The sequence below is a fragment of the Peribacillus sp. P4_D6 genome (genome assembly GCF_056401795.1).
Genome location: NZ_JBFUIQ010000337.1, coordinates 1 through 1229, shown reverse-complemented (window position 1 = coordinate 1229; position 1229 = coordinate 1). Strand labels below are relative to the sequence as shown.

General features: G+C 40.7%; 2 protein-coding genes and 1 pseudogene. All 3 read left to right on the top strand.

The window, feature by feature from the left end; all coding sequences use genetic code 11:
• Positions 1 to 43: 43 nt before the first annotated feature.
• Positions 44 to 661, top strand: coding sequence for a stage V sporulation protein AA (locus AC1DVB_RS27365; protein ID WP_057278757.1), 618 nt, complete (start codon positions 44 to 46; stop codon positions 659 to 661).
• A pseudogene (locus AC1DVB_RS27360) lies at positions 651 to 1073 on the top strand (stage V sporulation protein AB). Before AC1DVB_RS27365 ends, AC1DVB_RS27360 begins: the two are co-directional and overlap by 11 nt.
• 43 nt (positions 1074 to 1116) lie before the next feature.
• Positions 1117 to 1229: stage V sporulation protein AE (locus AC1DVB_RS27355; RefSeq protein WP_477591973.1), on the top strand; the 113-nt coding region annotated here is incomplete at its 3' end.

Sequence of the window (1229 nt, the reverse complement as noted above, 5' to 3'; positions counted from 1 at the left end):
ATACTACTAGCATAAGGAAATAAAAGGTCGGGATGTGATGATAATGACAGTTGTATATATCAGGATGAGGAACCGTGTACAAGCAAAGGGAAATCAAACGGTGAGGATAAAAGATATTGCAAGGATAATCGGACCTGAAGAAGTGATTACCAAAATTGAAGAAATCATATTATTAACGGTCAAGAAGGAAGATAAGAATATTATTGTCATTGATTTAGCTCAGGTTATCATGTCCATCCGCAAGGTGGATCCGACTATTGAAGTGGAAACATTCGGCCCTTCCCAAACGATCATCGAAGTCATCCTCACGAAAAAGAAAATGTCATACCTGACATTCGCCTTGGTTTGGTTTTTGTTATTTGTCGGCGGCGGGATGACGATCATGAATTTTCATGTGGATGTCAGCATGGGGGAAGTGCATCAAAAAATCTTTACTATAATAACGGGAAAAGTGGAAGATAAGCCGTTATTGATCCAAATCCCATATAGCTTCGGCCTTGGTATGGGCATGATTCTATTTTTTAATCATTTCTTTAAAAAACGCTTCAATGAGGAACCTAGTCCGCTCGAGGTTGAAATGTTCAACTATCAGCAGGATTTGGACCGTTATGTAATCATGAATGAAAATAAGGAAAACGTGCGCCACCTTGATGACCGGTAAAATCATCTTTGGAATCTTTGTCGGTTTAGCCGGGGGGGTTGCAACAGGTGCCGGTTTTGTAGCGTTTTTAACTGTACTTGGGGTGATTCCAAGACTGACTCAGCTGACAAAAACAATGAAAATGATACATTACTATGAAGGAGCCATCATTGCCGGAGTTGTCGCAGGGACATGGTTAGGATTACAGGAAACGGAACTTTCACTTCCGCATTTTCTTTTAATTCCGATCGGTTTGGCTGACGGGATATTTAATGGGATGCTTGCGGCTGCCTTAACTTAAGTCCAGACTGTTTTTCCAGTTCTTTCAAAACGAATCGGAATTCAAGAGAAGATCATTTATTTGTTAATGGCACTCGTATTGGGGAAAATAGCCGGATCATTATTCCAATGGATTTATTTTGTCGACTTATAAGTGTAAGAGGTAACTATTCCTGATGATGAAAGGTAGGCCCAAGATGGTGACCAAACGAAAAGTGATATTGATTACGGATGGAGATGAGTATGCAAAACGGGCTGTCGAGCATGTAGCCAAGGAAATAGGGGGAAGATGTATCTCCATGTCCCAAGG

What these genes read in the sequence shown, in the direction of transcription:
- AC1DVB_RS27365 (WP_057278757.1), top strand. Translation starts at nt 44, where the DNA reads ATGACAGTTGTATATATCAGGATGAGGAACCGTGTACAAGCAAAGGGA.